Genomic DNA, 17,574 nt, shown 5'->3' on the forward strand with positions numbered 1-17,574 from the left:
GACGGAACGTTCCGTCGGCGGGCGCCTTGGGGTCGTAAACCAGTCACGTGTCACACGTGTCAGTGAATTCGGTCGGTGATCAGTGGTCAGTGATGGTCGGTGATCACTGTTCAGTGGAGTTCAGTGGATGATCCCGGTTCGGAGGGCCACCGCCACCATCCCGGCGCGGTCGCCCGTGCCGAGCTTGCGGGCGATACGGGCGAGGTGGCTCTTGACGGTGAGCGCGGACAGGCCCATGGAGACGCCGATCGCCTTGTTGGACTGGCCCTCCGCGACCAGTCGCAGGACCTCGACCTCGCGGCCGGACAGCTCGCGGTAGCCGCCCGGGTGGCTCGGGGCACCCGGGGGACGGCGGTGCATACGGGCGCCGGCGCCGATGGGGGCGGCGCCCGGTCGGCTGGGAAGCCCGACGTTGTTGCGGGTGCCGGTGACGACGTAACCCTTCACACCGCCCGCGAGGGCGTTGCGCACGGCTCCGATGTCGTCGGCGGCGGACAGGGCCAGGCCGTTGGGCCAGCCCGCGGCACGGGTCTCGGACAGCAGGGTGAGCCCGCTGCCGTCGGGCAGGTGGACGTCCGCGACGCAGATGTCGCGGGGGTTGCCGATGCGGGGACGAGCCTCCGCGATGGACGAGGCCTCGATCACATCGCGTACACCGAGCGCCCACAGATGGCGGGTGACGGTGGAGCGGACGCGGGGGTCGGCCACGACCACCATGGCGGTCGGCTTGTTCGGGCGGTAGGCGACCAGGCTTGCGGGCTGCTCAAGAAGAACGGACACCAGGCCTCCTGGAGTGCGGCGTGCTTTCAAGGTCACAGAGGTCTTCGGCATCAAACCTGTGCTCCTTTAGAGAAAGATCACGATCTGGTGAGTAACAATCCGAGCAATTCGGACACGCGATCGATCATCCGAAGACCGAACGGTTTCGCTCTGCGTCGATACGCGGCCGAAAGTGGCCGTATCGACAAAGAGCTACTAAAGACGGCGTGCCGCTGCGAGGAAAAAAGGAACGGCCTTGCGGTCCCCGGACGGGGACCGCAAGGCCGTTCAGTCGGTTCGACGGGGGACTGGGCGGGGCCGTTGAACTCCGCTGCGGTACAGCGCCCCGTAAGGGGCGCAGGGAACTGCGCGACAAGCCACAACGGACCCGCAGCAATCTCCGCCTGTCCAGCGGAGCGCTCAGCGGGACTGAGGCCCCCGTCGCTGCGGCAGCGTCACCACCGACGCGTCACCGGGGGCGGCCGGTGGCAGGCCCGCGATCTGGGCGAGGAGGTCGCACCAGGAGGCGAGGTGGGAGGCGGTGTCCGGGACGCCGCCGAGGCCCTCACGGGGCGTCCAGGAGGCGCGGATCTCGATCTGCGAGGCGGCCGGCCGCTCCGACATCCCGCCGAAGTAGTGCGAACTCGCGCGCGTGACGGTGCCGCTGGCCTCGCCGTACGACAGCCCGCGCGCCTGGAGCGCCCCGGTCAGCCACGACCAGCACACGTCGGGCAGCAGCGGGTCGGCGGCCATCTCCGGCTCCAGTTCGGCGCGCACCAGCGTCACCAGCCGGAAGGAGCCCTGCCAGGCGTCGTGCCCGGCCGGGTCGTGCAGCAGGACGAGCCGGCCGTCGGCCAGATCCTCCTCGCCGTCGACGACCGCCGCCTCCAGGGCGTACGCGAACGGCGCCAGGCGCTGGGGCGCCCGCGTCGGCTCGATCTCGATCTGCGGCCTCAGCCGCGCGGACCGCAACGCGTCGACGGCAGCCCGGAAGGGCAACGGAGCCGTCTCCGCATCCCGGTCCCCCTCCTTCGCGTCGTCCATTCCGCCAGCGCCGTCCGACAGTCGTCCCTGAGCCGCAGCCATGCGGGGAAGATTAAAGGGAAGCGGGCCTCCGTGCGGGGAGGGACACCCGTGGGACGGGCCACAGTACGGTCGGAGCCGTCGGCAGGGCTGTTCTCGGGACTGTCGGCGGAGCTGTCGGTGGGGCGTGCGAGACTTTGGGTCGTGAGCGCGAACCAGAGCCCCGCGGGCCAGCAGCCGACAGCGACGTCCGCCGCCGTCAAGAACGACGCCGTGCAGGATTCCGCCTTCCTGAAGGCGTGCAGACGCGAGCCGGTGCCGCACACACCCGTGTGGTTCATGCGCCAGGCCGGGCGCTCCCTGCCCGAGTACCGCAAGGTCCGCGCGGGCATCCCCATGCTGGAGTCCTGCACCCGGCCCGAGCTGGTCACCGAGATCACCCTCCAGCCGGTGCGCCGGCACAACGTGGACGCGGCGATCTACTTCAGCGACATCGTCGTCCCGCTCAAGGCCATCGGCGTCGACCTCGACATCAAGCCCGGCGTCGGCCCGGTCGTCGAGAAGCCGATCCGCACCCGCGCGGACCTCGCCCAGCTCCGCGACCTCACCCCCGAGGACGTCTCGTACGTCACTGAGGCCTTCGGCCTGCTCACCCGCGAACTGGGCGCCACCCCGCTCATCGGCTTCGCCGGCGCGCCCTTCACCCTCGCGAGCTACCTCGTCGAGGGCGGCCCGTCCCGGACGTACGAGAACGCCAAGGCGATCATGTACGGCGACCCGCAGCTCTGGGCCGACCTCCTCGACCGTCTCGCCGACATCACGGCCGCCTTCCTCAAGGTCCAGATCGAGGCGGGCGCCAGCGCCGTCCAGCTGTTCGACTCCTGGGCCGGCGCCCTCGCCCCGGCCGACTACCGCCGCTCGGTGCTCCCCGCCTCCCAGAAGGTCTTCAAGGCCGTCGAGGGGTACGGCGTGCCGCGCATCCACTTCGGCGTCGGCACCGGCGAACTGCTCGCCCCCATGAGCGAGGCCGGTGTGGACGTCATGGGCGTCGACTGGCGCGTCCCGCTCGACGAGGCCGCCCGCCGGATCGGCCCCGGCAAGGCGCTCCAGGGCAACCTCGACCCGACGGTCCTGTTCGCCTCCACCGAGGCCGTCGAGGCGAAGACCCGCGAGGTCCTCGACTCCGCGAAGGGCCTGGAGGGTCACGTCTTCAACCTCGGCCACGGCGTCATGCCGAACACGCCCCCGGACGCCCTGACCCGCCTCGTGGAGTACGTCCACACCAACACCGCCCGCTGAGCCGCGGGCCGGCGCCCGTCACCACGTATGCCGTGCCTGCCTGCCCCACAGCAGGCGGCCCGGGTCGGGCGGCGGCGGGGTGCCGGCCCTGAGCGGCCAGGCGAGCAGCATGCCCGCGAGGAAGCCGACGATGTGGGCGGCGTACGCCACGGTGCCGGCCTCCGAGACGCCCTCGCCGGACGAGTACACCGCCTGCAGCACGAACCAGAAGCCCAGCACCATCCAGGCCGGCAGCCGCAGCGGCAGGAAGACCAGGAAGGGCACCAGGACCCACACCCTGGCCTTCGGGAACAGCACCAGATAGGCGCCCAGGACACCGGCGATGGCCCCCGAGGCGCCGATCAGGGGGTCGCCCGAGTCGGCGTTGACCAGCGCGAAGCCGTACGACGCCGCGTAGCCGCAGACGACGTAGAAGAGCAGGTACCGCACGTGGCCGAGGCGGTCCTCGATGTTGTTGCCGAAGATCAGCAGGAACAGCATGTTGCCCAGCAGGTGCAGCCAGCCGCCGTGCAGGAACATCGCCGTGAACACGGACAGCACGGGTGACTTGTCGTAGGCGGGCGGGCCGATCACACAGCCCGGCCCTCCGGTGCCGATCCCGACGTCGCCCGTCGGCACCACCCGTGGCAGCTGGTGGTGGATCAGTTCCCGGGGCACGGCGGCGTATTGGTCCAGGAAGGCCTGGAGGTGGCACAGCTGTGCCAGGCCGCTCTCGCCCGTCACCGAGCCCGCTATCCCGGGCATGGAGAGGAACACGAGGACGTTCGCGGCGATCAGGGCGTACGTGACCCAAGGGGTGCGGTTTGCGGGGTTCACGTCATGGACGGGGATGACCACAAGGAATTAGTGCCCGCGATGCGTCCCGCGAATCGGTGAACGCGACTGTCCGTGTGTCCGTATCTGTCCTCAACGTCCGCGGCACGGCGAAGGCGCGTCGCGGGGACGACGTGAGGAACAGGCGATGAACGACCGAGTGACTCCTCCGATGGTGGCTCTGCCCAACGGAGAGGCTGAACTGGCCCTGGTGGTCCACCTGCCCTGGGAGGACGTGGCACGGCTCGGCCAGGAGGCGGGGCGGTTGGCCACGCAGATGCAGCGGCCGGTGTCGCTGGACGAGGCTGTCAGCCATCGGCTGCGGTCCAGTGGGTTGGGCGCCCACGCGAAGCCGCCGGGGGCGCAGCCGGTGCAGGCGCCGGCTGTTTCGGCGTCGGCTTCTGTGTCTTCGTTGCCGTCCCGGCCGCCGGCTGAGCAGGCTCGGCAGGCTATTGATCGGATCAACGGGACGGCCTAGCGGTAGGGGGTGCGGTTCGTTGCCGGGTGCGGGTCCGTTGTGGCTGGTCGCGCAGTTCCCCGCGCCCCTAGGTGGGTTCCCTGGGCGCCTGTCTACGACGCACCCTTGCGTACCGCTGTGGATGCTTTCCTCGCCGCTACCAGTACCGGGTCCCAGACCGGGGAGAACGGTGGGGCGTAGCCCAGGTCCAGGGCGGTCATCTGTTCTACCGTCATGCGTGCCGTTAGAGCCACTGCCGCGATGTCGACCCGTTTTGCCGCGCCCTCGCGGCCTACGATCTGGACGCCGAGGAGGCGGCCTGTGCGGTGTTCGGCGAGCATTTTCACGGTCATCAGGGCTGCGCCGGGGTAGTAGCCCGCGCGGCTCGTCGACTCGATGGTGACCGTTTCGAAGCGGAGGCCCGCCCGGTGGGCGTCCTTCTCGCGGAGGCCGGTGCGGGCGATCTCCAGGTCGCAGACCTTGCTCACGGCCGTGCCGACGACCCCGGGGAAGGTGGCGTAACCGCCGCCCACGTTCGCGCCGATGACCTGGCCGTGCTTGTTGGCGTGCGTGCCCAGGGCGATGTGCCGTTCGCGGCCGGAGACGAGGTCCAGGACCTCCACACAGTCGCCGCCCGCCCAGATGTTCTCGTGCCCGCGCACCCGCATCGCCAGGTCGGTGAGGAGGCCGCCGTGGTCGCCCAGGGGGAGTCCCGCCGCCCGGGCTAGCGTCGTCTCGGGGCGGACGCCGATGCCGAGCACGACCACGTCCGCCGGGTATTCGGCGTCGTCGGTGACCACCGCGCGTACGCGGCCGTCCTCGCCGGTGAGCAGCTTGGTGACCTCGGCGTCGTTCACCATGGTGATGCCCAGGCCCTCCATCGCCTCGTGCACCAGGCGGCCCATGTCCGGGTCGAGCGTGGACATCGGTTCCTTGCCGCGGTTGACGACCGTCACCTCGTAGCCGCGGTTGATGAGCGCCTCGGCCATCTCCACGCCGATGTAGCCCGCGCCGACCACGACCGCGCGCCGGCCCTCGGTGGTGGTCAGGGTGTCCAAAAGCGCCTGGCCGTCGTCCAGGGTCTGTACGCCGTGCACCCCGGGGGCGTCGATGCCCGGCAGCTCCGGGCGGATCGGGCGGGCGCCCGTGGCGATCACCAGTTTGTCGTACGACGTCCATGACTCGGCGCCCGTTTCCAGGGCACGCGCGCGTACCCGGCGGCCCGGGACGTCGATCTCCATGACCTCCGTCCGCATGCGCAGGTCGATGTCACGGGCCAGGTGTTCCTCGGGCGTACGGGCGATCAGCTGGTCCCGGTCAGGGACGTCGCCGCTCACCCAGTAGGGGATGCCGCACGCCGAGTAGGAGGTGAAGTTGCCGCGCTCGAACGCCACGATCTCCAGCTCGTCGGGGCCTTTGAACCGGCGTGCCTGCGACGCGGCGGACATGCCCGCCGCGTCGCCGCCGATCACGACCAGCCGCTCGGTCCCACGATTCGTGTCCCTCGTACGGTCATCGCTCGCGCTCATGCTCATACGAACACGCTACGGGGGCCTCGCATTTCAGTCCCGGTCAGTTCTGATCAGTTCTCGTCGGGGCTGTTCGGCTGCGCCGTCGGGCCCGTGGTCGTCGCCGGGGTGGGACGGTGGCGGCGGGTGCGGGTCAGGCGCAGCCAGGCGAACAGCAGCAGGGCCGCCACCGCCGCGAACGGCAGTACGGCGGCGATTGCCACCACGATCCAGCGCAGCATCGTCACGAACGCGTTCCAGCCGCCCGAGAGGGCGTCCAGGAAGCCCGGGTCGTCGTCCTCGGCGGACTCCTTGGCCGGGGTCTCGGAGAGGGAGAGGTTGATCGTGGCCAGGGTCGTACGGTCCTTCAGGGAGGTCTGACGGGCGAGCAGCGACTCCAGGTCGGCCTGGCGGCGGCTCAACTCGCCCTCCAGGGTGACCACGTCGGAGAGCTTGGTGGCCTGGTCCATCAGCTCGCGGATGCGGTTCACGCTGGCGCGCTGCGTGGTGATGCGGCTCTCCACGTCGACGACCTGCTCGGTGACGTCCTGGGCCTCCGCCTCCCGGTGCAGCAGCTTGCCGGTGCCCTCCAGGTCCGCGAGGACCTTCTCGTACTCGCCGACGGGCACCCGCAGGACGATCTCGGTGCTCTCGCTGCCCTCCCCGCCCTCCTCCTCGTTCAGGGTCGTCGTCTCGCTGCCGACATAGCCGCCCGCGTTCTGCGCGGTGGTGCGGACCTTGGCCAGGGCCTTGGACACGTCCTTGACCTGCACGGAGACGGACACGGTACGGATGATGTGCGCGCCCGCGGCCGGCTGGGGCGCCGTGCTGGCCTGGGAGCCGCTGTCCTTGGCGCTGCCCGCCTTGCTGTCGGCCTGGGCCTCGGCCTGGTCCTGGTCCGCCAGGGCGCCCGAGGCGGGCTGCGCCGCCTCGCCGCCCGCATCGCTGGTCGAGCTGTCGCCGTCGCCGAGGCCGCTGCAGCCGGTGAGGGCGAGGGCTGCGGCGAGGAGGAGTCCCGCCAGGGCCTGGACGGGGCGTACGGGACGTACGGAGCGTCGTGTCCGGTTTGTGTGCAGGGTGTTCATTTTGCGGATCCCCCCGAGGGCTGTCGTCGGACCGTCTTGGACCGCCGTGGTGCACGGCTGACGTTCCTTCGACGCCCGAGAGGTTCGGGACGTTGGCCGGTTGTGGTCCCGATGAGGTCACGGTCGGGACTCGTGCCGGACACCGGGGAGCGGTGTGCGCCGACGGGAGTGTCAGTGGGGTCTGAGAGGGTGGTGGCATGAGCGCAGTGGAGGCCCGTGCGGGTGCCGGGCATGTCGTCGTCATCGGGGGCGGGATCGCAGGTCTGGCCACCGCCCACCGGCTGCTTGACCGGGGCGTGAGAGTCACGGTCCTGGAGGCGTCCGAGCGTGTCGGCGGCAAGCTGCTGCCCGGCGAGATCGCGGGCGCGCGGGTCGACCTCGGCGCCGAGTCGATGCTCGCGCGCAGACCCGAAGCCGTCGCGCTCGCCCGCGAGGTCGGCCTCGACGACCGCCTCCAGCCGCCCGCCACCTCGACGGCCTCGATCTGGACCCGGGGCGCCCTGCGGCCTTTTCCCAAGGGGCACGTCATGGGCGTACCCGGCAGCGCCTCGGCCCTGTCCGGCGTCCTCTCGGACGAGGGGCTGGCCCGGATCGAGCGCGACGCCGACCTGCCGCGCACGGAGGTCGGGGACGACGTGGCGGTGGGGGAGTTCGTCGCCGCCCGTCTCGGCCGCGAGGTCGTCGACCGGCTGGTGGAGCCGCTGTTGGGCGGGGTGTACGCGGGTGACGCTTACCGCATCTCGATGCGCTCGGCCGTACCCCAGCTGTTCGAGGTGGCGAAGAAGCAGGCGTCCCTCACGGAGGGCGTGCGCGGCATCCAGGCCCGGCTGGCCGCCGCCCCCCAGCAGACCGGCTCGGTCTTCATGGGCATCCAGGGCGGTGTGGGCCAACTGCCGCTCGCCGTCGCGGAGTCGGTGCGCGCGCGGGGCGGCGAGATCGTCACCGGGGCACCGGTGACCGAGCTGCGCCGGACGGCCGGGACCTCGGCGGCGTGGCGGGTCGTGGCCGGGGAGCGGGTGTTCGACGCCGACGGGGTGGTCGTCGCCGTACCGACCCCGGTGGCCGCCGGTCTGCTCCGCGCGGAGGCGCCGGCCGCCGCTGCCGAACTCTCGGGCGTGGAGTACGCCTCGATGGCCCTGATCACCCTGGCCTACCGGCGCGCCGACGTCAGCCTCCCCGAGGGCAGTGGCTTCCTGGTGCCGCCCGTCGACGGACGCACCATCAAGGCGTCGACGTTCGCCTCCCAGAAGTGGGGCTGGATCGCGGAGGAGAACCCGGACCTGCTGGTCCTGCGGACCTCCGTCGGGCGGTACGCCGAGACGGAGATCCTCCAGCGCCCCGACGCCGACCTGGTGGACGTCTCACGCCACGACCTCAAGGAGGCGACCGGACTGACGGCGGCCCCCGTCGAGACCCGCGTCACCCGCTGGGACGACGGCCTGCCCCAGTACCCCGTCGGCCACCACGCGCGCGTGGACCGCATCCGCGAGCACATCGCCAAGCTCCCGGGCCTCGCGGTGTGCGGCGCGGCGTACGACGGGGTCGGCATCCCGGCGTGCATCGCGAGCGCGTATGCGGCGGTGGACGCGCTCAGCGCTTCGCGGGAAGTGCGGGTTTGAAGCTGCGGGTTCGTCGTGGCTGGTCGCGCCCACGCGGCGGAGCCGCACATAGGCACAGCCCCGCGCCCCGTTGGGGCGCGAGCGAGCCGCCTAGAGCAGCTTGAGACCAACCCGGTGCGGAGTGCGCCCGGCGGAGCGGGAGAATAGGCGCATGAGTGACGACGCCCCCACCACCGACGCGGCCCGCATCCCGAACAAGGGCAAGCTGGCCAAGGACCTCAACGAGGTCATCCGCTACACCCTGTGGTCCGTCTTCAAGCTGAAGGACGTCCTGCCCGAGGACCGCGCGGGCTACGCCGACGAGGTCCAGGAGCTGTTCGACCAGCTCGCCGCGAAGGACGTGACCGTCCGCGGCACGTACGACGTGTCGGGGCTGCGCGCCGACGCCGACCTGATGATCTGGTGGCACGCCGAGACCGCCGACCAGCTCCAGGAGGCGTACAACCTCTTCCGCCGCACGAAGCTGGGCCGCGCCCTGGAGCCGGTGTGGTCGAACATGGCGCTGCACCGCCCCGCCGAGTTCAACCGCTCGCACATCCCCGCGTTCCTGGCCGACGAGACGCCCCGGAACTACATCAGCGTCTACCCGTTCGTGCGCTCGTACGACTGGTACCTGCTGCCCGACGAGGACCGCCGCCGGATGCTCGCCGACCACGGCAAGATGGCCCGCGGCTACCCGGACGTGCGCGCCAACACGGTCGCCTCGTTCTCCCTCGGCGACTACGAGTGGCTGCTGGCCTTCGAGGCCGACGAGCTGTACCGCATCGTCGACCTCATGCGCCACCTGCGCGCCTCCGAGGCCCGGATGCACGTCCGCGAAGAGGTCCCGTTCTACACGGGCCGCCGCAAGTCGGTGGCCGAGCTGGTCGCCGGTCTCGCCTGACCGGAGGCGGTGCCCTGCGGTCGGCCGGGGGGCCGGGCCCGCCGCGCGGCGGCGCGGCCGGATGTGGCGCGGCCGGGAGACGTAGCGCCGGGCGCCGCGTCTCCCGAGGGACGCGGCACCTGGCGCCGCGAGGGCATCGGGCGGCCGGTCGCCTGTCTCGCTCGACGGGCGCCCTGCTTCACGCGCCCCGGGCGGCTTTCCCGTTGGATGTCTGCTGGGAACGGCCGACCGGGGCCGCCGGCCGTGGCTCCGGGTGTGGGGCGCAGTCCGTGCTGCGGCCCGGCAGGCGGCCCGTCAGCAGATATGTGTCCAGGTGGTTGTTGACGCACGCGTTCGGGCCGCCGGCGACGCCGTGCGTGCCCGCGCCCCGCTCGGTCACCAGGGCCGAGCCGGACAGGCGGCGGCGCAGTTCGAGTGCGCCCGCGTACGGCGTCGCACCGTCCCGCTCGGCCGCCAGGATCAGCACCGGTGGCAGCTCACCCGGGCCGGTGTGCACGTCGAGGGGTGTCTGCCGGGGCGCCGGCCAGTAGGCGCACGGCAGGTTCATCCACACGTTGTCCCAGGTCTCGAACGGCGCCGTGCGCGCGAGCCGCGTGTTGTCCCGGTCCCAGACCCGCCAACTCGTCGGCCAGGACGCGTCGTTGCACTCGACGGCCGTGTAGACCGCGTTGCCGTTCTCCGCCTCGACGGCCGCCTCCGTCACCGGTGCCGCCTGGTCGATCAGCGGCTGCGGATCGCCCTTGAGGTAGGCGGACAGGGCGTGGGCGCGGTGCGGCCAGTAGTCGTCGTAGTACCCGGCCTGCAGGAACGCGCCCTGCAACTGACCGGGCCCCACCTTCCCGCCGGCCGGCTCGGCGGCGAGCTGCGCCGCGGCCTTCTCGTAGCTCCGTAGTACCGCATCCGGCGTAGCACCCAGGTCGTACACGTCGTTGTGCCTGGCCACCCAGGCCCGGAAGTCCGCCCAGCGGGCCTCGAACGCGGCCGACTGGTCGAGGTTGTTGCGGTACCAGATGCCGCCCGGGTCCGGGTTCACCACCGAGTCGAACACCATCCGCCGTACGTGCGAGGGGAACAGCGTCGCGTACAGCGCCCCGAAGTAGGTGCCGTACGAGGCGCCCATGAAGGTCAGCCGGTCCTCGCCGAGTGCGGCGCGCAGAACGTCCAGGTCACGGGCGTTGTTGAGGGAGTGGTAGTGGCGCAGCGCGTCGCCCGAGCGCTCGGCGCACCCGCGCGCGTACGCTTTCGCCTCGGCGATGCGCTCCCGCTTGTACGACTCCGAGGGGCGCGCCGGTGCCTGTGTGGGCCCCTTGAAGAAGTGCTTCGGGTCCTTGCAGGACAGCGGCGCCGACCGGGCCACCCCGCGCGGGGCGTACCCGACCAGGTCGTACGCCCCCGCGATGCGCTTCCACTCCGGGATGACGCCGATCAGCGGGAAGAACATGCCGGAGGCGCCGGGGCCGCCCGGGTTGTAGACGAGGGCGCCCTGGCGCTCCACCTTGTGCTCGGGATTGCGCGGGTCCCTGCCGGTCGCCTCCGTCCGGCTGACGGTGAGCTTGATCTGCTTGCCGTCGGGGTGCGCGTAGTCGAGGGGCACGGTGACCGTGCCGCAGCGCAGGCTGTCCGGCAGCTCCTCCTCCGGCGCGCACTTCCCGAAGTCGATACCGGTCGCCCCGGCACGCGCGGCGGCCAGCACGGAACCCCGGAACTCGGCCGACCCTGGGCCGCCCGGGCGGTCGGGCAGGCCCGGGGCGCTGTCCGCCGGGGCGGCGGCCAGGGTGGTCAGCAGCAAGGACCCGGCAGCCGTGTAGAGGGCGGCAGCTCGCATCGCGTATCCCTTCGGTGGCAACAGAAGGGATGTTTCGGGCGCCGGTGGGCGAAGGCAAGCACCGGCCGCCCGGTGTCGCCGCGAGCACTCCTATGCGCCCCCGCACACTCCTGGAGCGCCGGGGACAGCGGGGAAGCCGGTCAGCGCAGGCGTTCGCGCAGGGTCGTGTCCTGCGGCTCCCGGTGCGCGAAAGCCGCGCGCAGATCGGGCTCGCCGACCGCGCGGACCCCGAGTACGGCGACGGAGGTGAGGTACGTCCGGTCGTCGCCCGCGCCGCGGTGGCCGGCGGTCCTGGTGCGCCGGGTCAGGCCGGTGAGTAGGCGCTGCCCGGCCGGTGACGCCCAGCGCGAGTACGGGTGGACCTCGATCCGGGCGACCGCGAGGCAGCTCAGGGTGAGGATGAGGGGGAGCGCGAACCAGAGGGCGACCAGGTCGCGCGGCACGGTGCCCCGACCTGGCAGCAGCAGCGCCACCGCGCCCAGCGCGACGACGGCCAGTGCGGCGGCCTGTACCTGGCGGACCGCGAACGCGATCCCGCGCCTGGCCCCGTCGGGCACGGCCAGGCCCGCCGCGACGAGCCGGTCCGCGAGCCCCCGTACGGCCTCCGTGGCGGCGGCGGCCGTCCGCACCGGAGCGATGCGGGACTGGCCCTCCGGCCCGATGGCGCCTATCACCGACCGTTCCATCTCGTCGCGCCCGCTCGGGTCCACGACGGTCGCCCAGCCGGTGTGGGCGAGCAGCAGCCGCCGTTGGCGGGCCATCGACACCAGCGTGAGATCGGCGACCCGAGCCGGTCCGCCGGACAGGAACGCCGCCTCGTACAGCGTCAGATCACGCCCGCGTCCGCCGGGGCCCGCGTCCGGATCGACGGCCGCCGCGTGGACGGCGGCCAGACACAGCCGGGTGCACGCCGTACCGGCGGCGATCCAGGCCAGCAGCAGGAGGAAGGACCAGAACATGCCGTTGTTCTATGCGACAGGGTCCCGAAACGCCATGGGCTTTCAGGATATGGACGAGGTATGGCCGGTACGTGACGTATGGGCGGTGGCCGGATCAGGGCTCCTCGGAAGGCTCAGCAGGCTCTGCGGGCTCAGCAGGGCCTGCGGGCTCCGTGAACTCCACGACCTCCCCGACTTCCGGCGGCGGGCTGGTCGCGGGCGGCGGCAGCGGATAGGTCGCGACCGGCGAGGGCGTCACCGGGACGGCCGATGCGGGGGCGGCCGTCGGGCCGGGCGGGGCCGGGGAGTTGGTGAGCGGCGGGGTGCTCGCGGCGGCCATGTCGGTGGCCAGGGCGTCGAAGTCGACGTACCCCGTGGCCTCCAGGACCTGGATGTGGTCGAGCACGGTCGTGTTCGCGTCGTCGGCGAGGGCGCGGACCAGGGAGTTGCGGGTGCTCGCACGGACCTGGGCGACGACGGAGAACACCTTGCCGTGCGCCATCCGCAGCAGGTTGGCGAACTCACGGTCGAAGTCCTCGCCGTGGGACGCGTTCATGATGCTGAGCCAGCCGCGCTGCTGCTCGCTCGGCTGGTTGGGCAGTTCGAGCCCGAGCTGCGACGCCACGTCCCGGACCCGCTCGTCGAGGAACGTGTGCCCCTCGATCAGATGCCGGCCCGCGATCCGCACGGCCTCGGTGGTGCCGCGCTCCTGGGCCTGCTGACCTGCGGGGAGTTCCCACAGCCCGGCCAGCCGGACCTTGGTGAGGAACTCGCGGTCGAGCGCCGACAGCGGACCGAACCGCGTCGACACGGTCTGCGCGTTGAGCACGGCCGCGCCGGTCCCGGAGCGGTCCGTGTACGACCAGACCGGGAAGACCAGCGCGACGAGGGTCGCCGCCAGTCCCGCGAGGATGAGCCCGGTGCCGCCCAGCCCGGGACGATGGATGGATCGCATGGTGCCTTCTGCCTCCTGTTGCGGCACCGCACGCTAATGCGCTTCGGACGCGAAGTTCGCATCCTACTGCGGGCGCTACGCCAACCGCCGTACGAGGAGGAGAGGCTGCGGAGGAGGGGGCGGACGACGGATGGGGGAGCGTACGCCCCGCGCATACCGCCCGAAACGCCGACAAGCTCGTCTCGCGTGCGAGATGTGTGGGCCGCGCTGTTAACCCCCGCACAGTTCGCGGCGGTCGGGGCCGGGGCGGGTCAGCGGCGCAGGAGTACGCGGCGGGTGGCGCGGGCCAGCCGGGCCGTCGGGCGCTGGGAGCGCGGGGCCGGGCCCGAGCGGTCCAGCCACCACTCGCGCAGCCGCCGACGGGCCTCTGTGTTCTCGGCGGTCTCTGGCTGCCCGCCGAGCAGCAGATGCGCGGCGAAGTCCAGCGCGTCGTGCCGGTAGCCGTCGGCCATGGGGTGCCCGTGCGCGTACGCGAGGAAGGCGGGCCGGTATCCGGCCCCGAGGATCTCGGGCAGTTCCGGCGCGACCTTCGCCACGACATCGGCCCGCTTCGCCCCGAGCGCCCGCGACTGCACCCCGAGCCGCACCCGGTCGAACCCCTCCGGCACGGGCGTCCCCGCGACGAGCGCGGAGAGCAGGGCGGCCTGCGCGAGGGCGAGACGCTGTCGGGCGGATTCGGGAGCGGTGACGGAGCCGTCGTCCGAGTCGGAGGCGTCGCCGGGGGCGGAGCCACTGCTGTCGGTCGCCTCACCGGCCGGTTCCTGCGAGGCGGCGGCCTCCGGAGCCGCTGGGGCAGGGACCTCCGGTTCGGCTGTCGCCGACGCCTGGCTGGTCGGTGTCTGCGATGCGGCCTGCGCCACCGCTGCGGCAGGCACCTGCGGTGTGGCTGTCGCAGCGGCCTGCGCCTGGCTGGTCGGTGCCTGCGAGGCGGCCGGTGCCTTTGACGCGGCGCTCTCCGCCCCAGCCGGGGCCTCCGGCGCGGCCGTCACCGAAGCCCGCATCTCGCCACTAGGCGACTTTGATTCGGCCGTCTCCGAAGTCCGCGCCCGCGCGGACGCGGCCCGTGCCAACGCTCCCCGGATCGCCCCCAGCTCGCGCTCCAGCTCGTCCGGCTCGGGGAAGTTGTCGTCCCGTTCCAGCAGGACGCCGGGCGGGGTGACGCGGGAGGCGAGGTCCGTGAGGATGGTGAGGACGGCGTCCGGGACCGGGTGGGCGTGGCTGTCGTGCCAGACGCCGTCCCGTTCGAAACCGCCCGCGACATGGACGTACGCGATGGCCTCGACGGGCAGTTCGGCCAGGGCCTTCGCCGGGTCCTCGCCCCGGTTGACGTGGTTCGTGTGCAGGTTGGCGACGTCGATGAGGAGGCGTACGCCGGTCCGGTCGGCCAGTTCGTACAGGAACTGGCCCTCGGTCAGCTCCTCGCCCGGCCAGGCGATGAGCGCGGCGATGTTCTCGACGGCCAGCGGCACCGGCAGTGCGGCCTGGGCGATACGGACGTTCTCGCACAGCACGTCGAGCGCGTCCCGGGTGCGGGGGACGGGCAGCAGGTGCCCGGCCTCCAGCAGCGGGGACGCGGTCAGCGGACCGCCCGCGCGGACGAACGCGATGTGCTCGGTGACCAGGGGCGAACCCAGTGCCTCGGCCCGCTCGGCGAGTGCGGTCAGCCGGTCCTCGGCGGGCCGGTCCGCGCCGCCCAGGCCCAGGGAGACACCGTGCGGAACCACCGTCACGCCGCGCTCGCGCAGCCGCAGCAGCGACTCGGGGAGATGCCCCGGGCAGAGGTTCTCCGCCACGGCCTCGACCCAGTCGATACCCGGCATGGCCTCCACGGCGTCCGCGATCTCCGGCCGCCACCCGATGCCCGTACCCAGTCGTCCCGGTCGCTCCAGTTGCTCCAGTCGCTTCATCGTCCGTCCCTTCTACGACCTTGTCGGTCCACGGAGTGATGGCCCCGGCCCCCGGGATCGAACCCCTCCCGGGAGACCTTCAGAGCAACATTTGAGCTTCCGCCCGCCTGCCGGCTCCCAGCCGTCTACTGGGCCTGGGCGACGACGTTGGGGTCCGGTGCCTCCGGCCGGTTGGTGTTGATCGTGCCGGGTGTCGTCGGCGACGGCTTCGAGGACCCCTCGACGCCGCTGGTCGGCTCCACCGCGGGCGCGACGGGCGGTATCACTCCGGGGGACGGCGGCGGCGGACCGGTCGGACTGGCGCTGGGCCCGGCGGCGTTCTCGGCGATCTTCTGGAAGTCGACCTGGCCGGTCTTCTCCAGGATCGTGATGTGGTCGAGCACGGTCTGGTTGGTGTCCGAGGCCAGTTGACGCACGAGAGTGTTGCGGGTCTGGTTCCGCACCGTCGCGATGACCGGGAGGATGTTGCCGTGTGCCTGCCGCAGGAGGTTCGCCCAGACCTTGTCGTAGTCCGCGGCCGAGGCCGCCGTCATCTGGTCCAGGAAACCCTGCTGCTGTGCGTTCGGCTGGTTGGGGATCGGGACACCGAGCATCTGGGAGGCGTTCCGTGCCCGCTTGTCGAGGTCGTTGTGGCCCGTGATCAGGTGCTGGGCGGCCTCCCTGACGGCGGGACTGCTGGACTTCTGCATCGCCTGCTGTCCCGCGGGCAGTTCCCACAGCCCGGCCAGCCGGACGCGCACGATGAGTTCGCGGTCCAAGGGGGTCAGCGGCCCCCACTGCGTGTTCACCGTGTCGCCGACGAGCGCGGCTGCGGCTGCCTTCGCGGTGTCGTCACGGTGCGGGTACGAGTAGAGCACGGGGTACGCGAGTGCGCCGATCGTGCCGGCGATCGCCAGGCCGACGAGGATCGAGCCGTTCATGCGGGGCAAAGGAGCCTCCCGGAGGGACCCAACTGGTCGTTGGGGACTGTTACTTGGCCAGTGAGGGGGATACGTGAGCGGTATCGGGACGTGACCGACACGTGTCAGATCGTGCCGTTGGCGAGGGCGTCGAAGTCGACCGCGCCGGTCTTCTCCAGCACCGTGATGTGGTCGAGCACGGTCTGGTTGGTGTCCGTCGCCAGCTGACGCACCAGCGTGTTCTGGGTCTGGTTCCGGATCGTCGCGATGTCCGGGAAGATCGTGCCGTGTGCCTTCCGCAGGATGCTCGCCCAGACCCGGTCGAACTCCTTGCCCTGGGCGCCGTCCATCTGGGCCAGGAAGCCCTGCTGCGCCTCGTTCGGCTGGTTGGGCAGCTCGACATTGAGCTGGGCGGCGACCTTCCGCACCCGCTCGTCAAGGTCGCCGTGGCCCACCAGCAGGTGGTCCGCCGCCTCCTTGACGGTGGCGCTGCTGGACTTCTCCATCGCCTTCTCGCCCGCGGGCAGTTCCCACAGCCCGGCCAGCCGCACGCGCACGATGAGGCTGCGGTCCGAGGCGGTCAGCGGCCCCCACTGGGTGTTCACCGTGCCGGCGGCCGTGTTCGACACTCCGGTGCCGGAGCGGTCGGCGTAGGACCACACAGGGAACGCGAGCGCGGCCATCGTGGTGGTCAGGGCCGCGATGACGAGGGCCGAGTGGTTGATGCGCGGCAAAGGAGCCTCCCGGGGAAACCAACTGGTCGTTGGGCAGATGTTGCTTGGCCAGCGACAGAAGGTACGGGCGGGAGCTCAGGGATGTTCAACGAAGATGTTTGAACCCTGTGCGTCCCAGGGGACGGTGGTCCGCGACAACCGTCGCCGAACCGGGCGCGATCTCCGTGAAACCGGCGTCGCGGACCAACGGGAGCCCGCTGCCGGTGAGTTCACGCCAGCGATCCGGCTCCGCAGTCCGGACGGCGAGCGGATACCCGGCGTCACGCCAGGCCGCCCGCGCCTCGTCCGACAGCTCCCACCACGCCAGCTGAGCACCGTGCCCGGTCTGGGCCATCGCCTTACCGGCCGACATGTCCAGCTCGGGGTTCAGCCAGAGAACGGGCACCGCCGGGTCCGGTTCGAGCGGCGGCTCCGGATCGTCCAGATCGGTGCCGGAGACCTGGAGCCGCGCCAGGTCCTTGGGCCACCCGTCCAACGGAACAGGCGGAAAGACCCGCACCTCGGCCGACTTCCCACTGACCGTGATCCCGTCCAGCGCCTCGGCCCGCCGCCACTCGGCCCCCCGCGCCCGCCGCACCACCTTACGAATCCGAGCATCCTGCCAGTCCCGCATGACCTGAGCCCACTCCCCGTCCCCGACGGACCGCTCGTCCCCGAGGAGCACAAGAACGGCCCGAGCGGCGGTCTCCAACGCATCCGTACGAGCGGGCGGCGAGCCCTTCTCGATCCGGGCGACGAGGGGCAGCACGAACTGGGGCGCCTCATCACGCGAGGACCGCTCGGACCGAAAAGGACTGTCGCCGGGTGCATTCTGATCATGGCTCACGACAGCCACCCTAGGGGCGCGGGGCTGTGCTCGATTTGCGGCTC

16 protein-coding genes are annotated in these 17,574 nt (G+C 71.8%); 4 read left to right on the top strand and 12 right to left on the bottom strand.

The window, feature by feature from the left end:
- Positions 1–120: 120 nt before the first annotated feature.
- On the bottom strand, positions 121–780 hold the full coding sequence (locus tag ACWDR4_RS44070) for a helix-turn-helix transcriptional regulator (RefSeq protein ID WP_235474254.1): 660 nt from the start codon (positions 778–780) through the stop codon (positions 121–123).
- A 399-nt stretch (positions 781–1,179) separates the two neighbouring features.
- Complete coding sequence (locus tag ACWDR4_RS44075) at positions 1,180–1,845, bottom strand: DUF3000 domain-containing protein (RefSeq protein ID WP_389357052.1); 666 nt, start codon at positions 1,843–1,845, stop codon at positions 1,180–1,182.
- Between the two features lie 141 nt (positions 1,846–1,986).
- Here ACWDR4_RS44075 and hemE point away from each other — a divergent pair, with 141 nt between their 5' ends.
- Complete coding sequence (gene hemE / locus ACWDR4_RS44080; protein ID WP_450417071.1) at positions 1,987–3,081, top strand: uroporphyrinogen decarboxylase; 1,095 nt, start codon at positions 1,987–1,989, stop codon at positions 3,079–3,081.
- Between the two features lie 18 nt (positions 3,082–3,099).
- Here the strand turns inward: hemE and ACWDR4_RS44085 are convergent, their stop codons facing one another.
- Positions 3,100–3,918: a rhomboid family intramembrane serine protease gene (locus tag ACWDR4_RS44085; RefSeq protein WP_450417072.1), complete on the bottom strand. Its 819-nt coding sequence runs from the start codon at positions 3,916–3,918 to the stop codon at positions 3,100–3,102.
- Between the two features lie 124 nt (positions 3,919–4,042).
- On the opposite strand from ACWDR4_RS44085, the gene ACWDR4_RS44090 reads away from it, so the two are divergent.
- Complete coding sequence (locus tag ACWDR4_RS44090) at positions 4,043–4,372, top strand: hypothetical protein (protein WP_450417074.1); 330 nt, start codon at positions 4,043–4,045, stop codon at positions 4,370–4,372.
- Positions 4,373–4,464: 92 nt separating this feature from the next.
- Here ACWDR4_RS44090 and ACWDR4_RS44095 read toward each other — a convergent pair whose 3' ends face one another.
- Both ACWDR4_RS44095 and ACWDR4_RS44100 read right to left on the bottom strand, forming a co-directional pair.
- On the bottom strand, positions 4,465–5,880 hold the full coding sequence (locus ACWDR4_RS44095; RefSeq protein ID WP_450417120.1) for an FAD-dependent oxidoreductase: 1,416 nt from the start codon (positions 5,878–5,880) through the stop codon (positions 4,465–4,467).
- 53 nt (positions 5,881–5,933) lie between these two features.
- A complete protein-coding gene (locus ACWDR4_RS44100) occupies positions 5,934–6,944 on the bottom strand; it encodes a DUF4349 domain-containing protein (RefSeq protein WP_450417075.1) in 1,011 nt (336 codons plus the stop codon).
- Positions 6,945–7,141: 197 nt separating this feature from the next.
- On the opposite strand from ACWDR4_RS44100, the gene hemG reads away from it, so the two are divergent.
- Both hemG and hemQ read left to right on the top strand, forming a co-directional pair.
- Complete coding sequence (gene hemG, locus ACWDR4_RS44105) at positions 7,142–8,563, top strand: protoporphyrinogen oxidase (RefSeq protein WP_450417076.1); 1,422 nt, start codon at positions 7,142–7,144, stop codon at positions 8,561–8,563.
- A gap of 151 nt (positions 8,564–8,714) precedes the next feature.
- Positions 8,715–9,446, top strand: coding sequence for a hydrogen peroxide-dependent heme synthase (gene hemQ / locus ACWDR4_RS44110; RefSeq protein WP_450417078.1), 732 nt, complete (start codon positions 8,715–8,717; stop codon positions 9,444–9,446).
- A gap of 178 nt (positions 9,447–9,624) precedes the next feature.
- Here the strand turns inward: hemQ and ACWDR4_RS44115 are convergent, their stop codons facing one another.
- The 7 genes from ACWDR4_RS44115 to ACWDR4_RS44145 all read right to left on the bottom strand — a co-directional run bounded on the left by ACWDR4_RS44115 (position 9,625) and on the right by ACWDR4_RS44145 (position 17,530).
- Positions 9,625–11,271 (bottom strand): alpha/beta hydrolase, encoded by a 1,647-nt coding sequence (locus tag ACWDR4_RS44115; RefSeq protein ID WP_450417080.1) that lies wholly within the window; start codon positions 11,269–11,271, stop codon positions 9,625–9,627.
- Between the two features lie 140 nt (positions 11,272–11,411).
- The gene (locus tag ACWDR4_RS44120) at positions 11,412–12,230 is read right to left on the bottom strand and encodes a TIGR04222 domain-containing membrane protein (protein ID WP_450417081.1); all 819 of its coding nucleotides are present in this window, start codon (positions 12,228–12,230) and stop codon (positions 11,412–11,414) included.
- Between the two features lie 94 nt (positions 12,231–12,324).
- Positions 12,325–13,164 carry a DUF4142 domain-containing protein gene (locus ACWDR4_RS44125; RefSeq protein WP_450417083.1) on the bottom strand — a complete coding sequence of 280 codons (840 nt, stop codon included), beginning with the start codon at positions 13,162–13,164 and terminating at the stop codon, positions 12,325–12,327.
- A gap of 251 nt (positions 13,165–13,415) precedes the next feature.
- Complete coding sequence (locus ACWDR4_RS44130; protein WP_450417085.1) at positions 13,416–15,071, bottom strand: DUF692 domain-containing protein; 1,656 nt, start codon at positions 15,069–15,071, stop codon at positions 13,416–13,418.
- A 125-nt stretch (positions 15,072–15,196) separates the two neighbouring features.
- Positions 15,197–16,000, bottom strand: a complete 804-nt coding sequence (locus ACWDR4_RS44135) for a DUF4142 domain-containing protein (protein WP_450417086.1) — start codon at positions 15,998–16,000, stop codon at positions 15,197–15,199.
- A 95-nt stretch (positions 16,001–16,095) separates the two neighbouring features.
- Positions 16,096–16,704, bottom strand: coding sequence for a DUF4142 domain-containing protein (locus ACWDR4_RS44140; RefSeq protein WP_450417087.1), 609 nt, complete (start codon positions 16,702–16,704; stop codon positions 16,096–16,098).
- Positions 16,705–16,789: 85 nt separating this feature from the next.
- On the bottom strand, positions 16,790–17,530 hold the full coding sequence (locus ACWDR4_RS44145) for a peptidyl-tRNA hydrolase (RefSeq protein WP_450417088.1): 741 nt from the start codon (positions 17,528–17,530) through the stop codon (positions 16,790–16,792).
- Positions 17,531–17,574: the final 44 nt, after the last annotated feature.

This window comes from Streptomyces sp. NPDC000878, assembly GCF_053599695.1.

Bases quoted from the DNA above. Each gene is read 5' to 3' on its own strand.
- hemQ (WP_450417078.1), top strand. From the start codon at position 8,715: ATGAGTGACGACGCCCCCACCACCGACGCGGCCCGCATCCCGAACAAG.
- ACWDR4_RS44125 (WP_450417083.1), bottom strand. From the start codon at position 13,164: ATGCGATCCATCCATCGTCCCGGGCTGGGCGGCACCGGGCTCATCCTC.
- ACWDR4_RS44100 (WP_450417075.1), bottom strand. From the start codon at position 6,944: ATGAACACCCTGCACACAAACCGGACACGACGCTCCGTACGTCCCGTA.
- ACWDR4_RS44075 (WP_389357052.1), bottom strand. From the start codon at position 1,845: ATGGCTGCGGCTCAGGGACGACTGTCGGACGGCGCTGGCGGAATGGAC.
- ACWDR4_RS44115 (WP_450417080.1), bottom strand. From the start codon at position 11,271: ATGCGAGCTGCCGCCCTCTACACGGCTGCCGGGTCCTTGCTGCTGACC.
- hemG (WP_450417076.1), top strand. From the start codon at position 7,142: ATGAGCGCAGTGGAGGCCCGTGCGGGTGCCGGGCATGTCGTCGTCATC.
- ACWDR4_RS44130 (WP_450417085.1), bottom strand. From the start codon at position 15,071: ATGAAGCGACTGGAGCAACTGGAGCGACCGGGACGACTGGGTACGGGC.
- ACWDR4_RS44095 (WP_450417120.1), bottom strand. From the start codon at position 5,880: ATGAGCGCGAGCGATGACCGTACGAGGGACACGAATCGTGGGACCGAG.
- ACWDR4_RS44120 (WP_450417081.1), bottom strand. From the start codon at position 12,230: ATGTTCTGGTCCTTCCTCCTGCTGCTGGCCTGGATCGCCGCCGGTACG.
- ACWDR4_RS44090 (WP_450417074.1), top strand. From the start codon at position 4,043: ATGAACGACCGAGTGACTCCTCCGATGGTGGCTCTGCCCAACGGAGAG.